The following is a 5,546-nucleotide window of genomic DNA, read 5'->3' on the forward strand; positions in this document are numbered from 1 at the left end:
TTTTTGTTCCCTGCAACGTGCCCGTGTCGGGTTTGTTGTTTGGGAACCACATAGTGGACGCAAGCAGTCTTGTTATCTTCGTACCACCCCTGGGTGCAAACCTCTTTTGAATAGGTTTACGGGGGTGGTGTGTGGTGTAAGTTATCGGCCTATTAGTACCGGTCAGCTTCACGAGTCGTTAGTCCTCGCTTCCACATCCGGCCTATCAACCCAGTGGTCTGGCTGGGGGCCTCTCACACACAAGGTGTATGGAAATCTCATCTCGAAGCGAGCTTCCCGCTTAGATGCTTTCAGCGGTTATCCCATCCGAACGTAGCTAATCAGCGGTGCACTTGGCAGTACAACTGACACACCAGAGGTTCGTCCGTCCCGGTCCTCTCGTACTAAGGACAGCCCTTCTCAAATTTCCTGCGCGCGCAGCGGATAGGGACCGAACTGTCTCACGACGTTCTAAACCCAGCTCGCGTACCGCTTTAATGGGCGAACAGCCCAACCCTTGGGACCTACTCCAGCCCCAGGATGCGACGAGCCGACATCGAGGTGCCAAACCATGCCGTCGATATGGACTCTTGGGCAAGATCAGCCTGTTATCCCCGAGGTACCTTTTATCCGTTGAGCGACGGCCATTCCACAATGTACCGCCGGATCACTAGTCCCGACTTTCGTCCCTGCTCGAGATGTCTCTCTCACAGTCAAGCTCCCTTGTGCACTTACACTCGACACCTGATTGCCAACCAGGCTGAGGGAACCTTTGGGCGCCTCCGTTACTTTTTAGGAGGCAACCGCCCCAGTTAAACTACCCATCAGGCACTGTCCCTGACCCGGATTACGGGCCGAAGTTAGATGTCCAAAGTGACCAGAGTGGTATTTCAACGATGACTCCACCCGAACTGGCGTCCGGGCTTCAACGTCTCCCACCTATCCTACACAAGCCACTCCGAACACCAATACCAAACTATAGTAAAGGTCTCGGGGTCTTTCCGTCCTGCTGCGCGTAACGAGCATCTTTACTCGTACTGCAATTTCGCCGAGTTTATGGTTGAGACAGCGGGGAAGTCGTTACTCCATTCGTGCAGGTCGGAACTTACCCGACAAGGAATTTCGCTACCTTAGGATGGTTATAGTTACCACCGCCGTTTACTGGGGCTTGAATTCTCAGCTTCGCCCGCAAGGGCTAACCGGTCCTCTTAACCTTCCAGCACCGGGCAGGAGTCAGTCCGTATACATCGTCTTGCGACTTCGCACGGACCTGTGTTTTTAGTAAACAGTCGCTTCCCCCTGGTCTCTGCGGCCCCGATCCCCTCCCACCAGCAAGTGGTGTTCAAGGTTGGGGCCCCCCTTCTCCCGAAGTTACGGGGGCATTTTGCCGAGTTCCTTAACCATAATTCTCTCGATCGCCTTAGTATTCTCTACCTGATCACCTGTGTCGGTTTGGGGTACGGGCGGCTAAAACCTCGCGTCGATGCTTTTCTCGGCAGCATAGGATCACCAAATCCCCCCGTGAGGGGGTCCCATCAGATCTCAGGCATCATGAACGGCGGATTTGCCTACCGTTCGCCCTACATCCTTAGACCGGGACAACCATCGCCCGGCTTGGCTACCTTCCTGCGTCACACCTGTTAATACGCTTGCCTCCCAGGATCAGGTCCCGCGCTCCACCAAAACCCACATCACCCCGAAGGGTGGGCGGGCAGGTATCGGGCGGTTAGTATCCCCTGTTCAACATGGACGGTTTTTCGCCGGTACGGGAATATCAACCCGTTGTCCATCGACTACGCCTGTCGGCCTCGCCTTAGGTCCCGACTTACCCAGGGCAGATTAGCTTGACCCTGGAACCCTTGATCATTCGGCGGACGGGTTTCTCACCCGTCTTTCGCTACTCATGCCTGCATTCTCACTCGTGTAGGCTCCACCGCTGGTTTACACCGCGACTTCACTGCCCACACGACGCTCCCCTACCACTCCAGACGCCTGAACCAACCCACAAGGGGCGGCTTAGCTAATATCTGAAATCCACAACTTCGGCGGTGTACTTGAGCCCCGCTACATTGTCGGCGCGGAATCACTTGACCAGTGAGCTATTACGCACTCTTTTAAGGATGGCTGCTTCTAAGCCAACCTCCTGGTTGTCTTCGCAACTCCACATCCTTTCCCACTTAGCACACGCTTAGGGGCCTTAGTTGGTGGTCTGGGCTGTTTCCCTCTCGACTATGAAGCTTATCCCCCACAGTCTCACTGCTGCGCTCTCACTTACCGGCATTCGGAGTTTGGCTGACGTCAGTAACCTTGTAGGGCCCATTAGCCATCCAGTAGCTCTACCTCCAGCAAGAAACACGCAACGCTGCACCTAAATGCATTTCGGGGAGAACCAGCTATCACGAAGTTTGATTGGCCTTTCACCCCTACCCACAGCTCATCCCCTCCATTTTCAACTGAAGTGGGTTCGGTCCTCCACGACGTCTTACCGTCGCTTCAACCTGGCCATGGGTAGATCACTTCGCTTCGGGTCTAGATCACGCCACTGCAACGCCCTATTCAGACTCGCTTTCGCTACGGCTTCCCCACACGGGTTAACCTCGCGACGTAACACTAACTCGCAGGCTCATTCTTCAAAAGGCACGCCGTCACACCCATACAGACAAGCTGCAGATGCTCCGACGGATTGTAAGCACACGGTTTCAGGTACTGTTTCACTCCCCTCCCGGGGTACTTTTCACCTTTCCCTCACGGTACTGGTCCGCTATCGGTCATTAGGGAGTATTTAGGCTTATCAGGTGGTCCTGACAGATTCACACGGGATTTCTCGGGCCCCGTGCTACTTGGGATACTCTCCAGGCGGCACAAAACATTTCGGTTACGGGGCTCACACCCTCTCTGGCCGGCCTTTCAAGACCGTTCACCTATGCCTGCACATCACACCTCACCAGTCCGGCAGAACTGGTATGGAAAGTCCCACAACCCCGCCCATGCAACGCCCGCCGGCTATCACACATGGAACGGTTTAGCCTGATCCGCGTTCGCTCGCCACTACTGACGGAATCACTATTGTTTTCTCTTCCTGCGGGTACTGAGATGTTTCACTTCCCCGCGTTCCCTCCACGCACCCTATGTGTTCAGATGCGGGTCACCAGGCAGCTCGCGCCCCTGGCGGGGTTTCCCCATTCGGACACCCTGGGATCACAGTCCGGTTATCGACTCCCCCAGGCTTATCGCAGATTCCTACGTCCTTCTTCGGCTCCTAATGCCAAGGCATCCACCGTGTGCTCTTAAAAACTTGACCACAAAAGATCAAAAAAACTAATTTTCGAGAGAACCACGAAAACCACCCGGACACCACCACCACAACCCGAAGGCCACAGCAACAGACGCCCGGACAGATCCAGGTTCATAATTCTTGGAAATTGCTTCTTATAAAAGATGCTCGCGTCCACTATGTAGTTCTCAAACAACAACCCCAAACCACACACCCCACACACAACCCCAAAAGGTCAACCGTGCGATCGATGCAGCCAGGAAACCAGAAACAAACAAACCCGACAAAACACACCACAACCCGTAAGCTGCAGCCCATCCTCCCGGCCCTGTTGCCTCAGGACCCAACAGTGTGCCAAACACTAAACCACCCACCCCCAACCCACACCGTTCCAGGCAGAGAAGCCATCCCGAAGGACAACCAACCACCGTACTAGGTCAGGAAAGAAACAAACGGCCGCTATTCATTGATATTCCACCCTTGAGCACCCGCCGCAGAACAAACGTCCGCGCAACGGGCATATACTCCTGACAACCCCTCCACACCCGCATACACGGGGCAAGGTGACTGTAGGTGCTCCTTAGAAAGGAGGTGATCCAGCCGCACCTTCCGGTACGGCTACCTTGTTACGACTTAGTCCCAATCGCCAGTCCCACCTTCGACAGCTCCCTCCCACAAGGGGTTAGGCCACCGGCTTCGGGTGTTACCAACTTTCGTGACTTGACGGGCGGTGTGTACAAGGCCCGGGAACGTATTCACCGCAGCGTTGCTGATCTGCGATTACTAGCGACTCCGACTTCATGGGGTCGAGTTGCAGACCCCAATCCGAACTGAGACCGGCTTTTTGGGATTAGCTCCACCTCACAGTATCGCAACCCTTTGTACCGGCCATTGTAGCATGCGTGAAGCCCAAGACATAAGGGGCATGATGATTTGACGTCGTCCCCACCTTCCTCCGAGTTGACCCCGGCAGTCTCCTATGAGTCCCCGCCATAACGCGCTGGCAACATAGAACGAGGGTTGCGCTCGTTGCGGGACTTAACCCAACATCTCACGACACGAGCTGACGACAACCATGCACCACCTGTAAACCGACCGCAAGCGGGGCACCTGTTTCCAGGCATTTCCGGTTCATGTCAAGCCTTGGTAAGGTTCTTCGCGTTGCATCGAATTAATCCGCATGCTCCGCCGCTTGTGCGGGCCCCCGTCAATTCCTTTGAGTTTTAGCCTTGCGGCCGTACTCCCCAGGCGGGGCACTTAATGCGTTAGCTACGGCGCGGAAAACGTGGAATGTCCCCCACACCTAGTGCCCAACGTTTACGGCATGGACTACCAGGGTATCTAATCCTGTTCGCTCCCCATGCTTTCGCTCCTCAGCGTCAGTTAATGCCCAGAGACCTGCCTTCGCCATCGGTGTTCCTCCTGATATCTGCGCATTTCACCGCTACACCAGGAATTCCAGTCTCCCCTACATCACTCTAGTCTGCCCGTACCCACCGCAGATCCGGAGTTGAGCCCCGGACTTTCACGGCAGACGCGACAAACCGCCTACGAGCTCTTTACGCCCAATAATTCCGGATAACGCTTGCGCCCTACGTATTACCGCGGCTGCTGGCACGTAGTTAGCCGGCGCTTCTTCTGCAGGTACCGTCACTTTCGCTTCTTCCCTACTGAAAGAGGTTTACAACCCGAAGGCCGTCATCCCTCACGCGGCGTCGCTGCATCAGGCTTTCGCCCATTGTGCAATATTCCCCACTGCTGCCTCCCGTAGGAGTCTGGGCCGTGTCTCAGTCCCAGTGTGGCCGGTCACCCTCTCAGGCCGGCTACCCGTCGTCGCCTTGGTGAGCCATTACCTCACCAACAAGCTGATAGGCCGCGAGTCCATCCAAAACCACAATAAAGCTTTCCACCCCCCACCATGCGATGAGGAGTCATATCCGGTATTAGACCCAGTTTCCCAGGCTTATCCCAGAGTTAAGGGCAGGTTACTCACGTGTTACTCACCCGTTCGCCACTAATCCCCCCACAAGTGAGGTTCATCGTTCGACTTGCATGTGTTAAGCACGCCGCCAGCGTTCATCCTGAGCCAGGATCAAACTCTCCGTTGAAGTAAAACAGACACAACCACCAACCCCGGAAATAACAGGATAAAATGGCTGCACAAAATTTGAAACCAGCTGTAAAAACCAGACCACACCACGGGGTGGCGGATCCAGTCAATTCAACCAATTCAATACAATAAATTGGTATCAACAAACTTGGCACACTATTGAGTTCTCAAACAACAGACACA

2 rRNA genes are annotated in these 5,546 nt (G+C 54.9%); both read right to left on the minus strand.

Annotation, left to right across the window (positions count from 1 at the left end):
* Positions 1-131: 131 nt before the first annotated feature.
* Positions 132-3,280: ribosomal RNA gene (locus ACX80M_RS20730) — 23S ribosomal RNA — on the minus strand.
* A 557-nt stretch (positions 3,281-3,837) separates the two neighbouring features.
* A 16S ribosomal RNA gene (locus tag ACX80M_RS20735) occupies positions 3,838-5,361 on the minus strand.
* The 16S and 23S rRNA genes sit together here, the layout of an rRNA operon.
* Between the last annotated feature and the right edge of the window lie 185 nt (positions 5,362-5,546).

This window comes from Pseudarthrobacter sp. MDT1-22, from assembly GCF_054511035.1.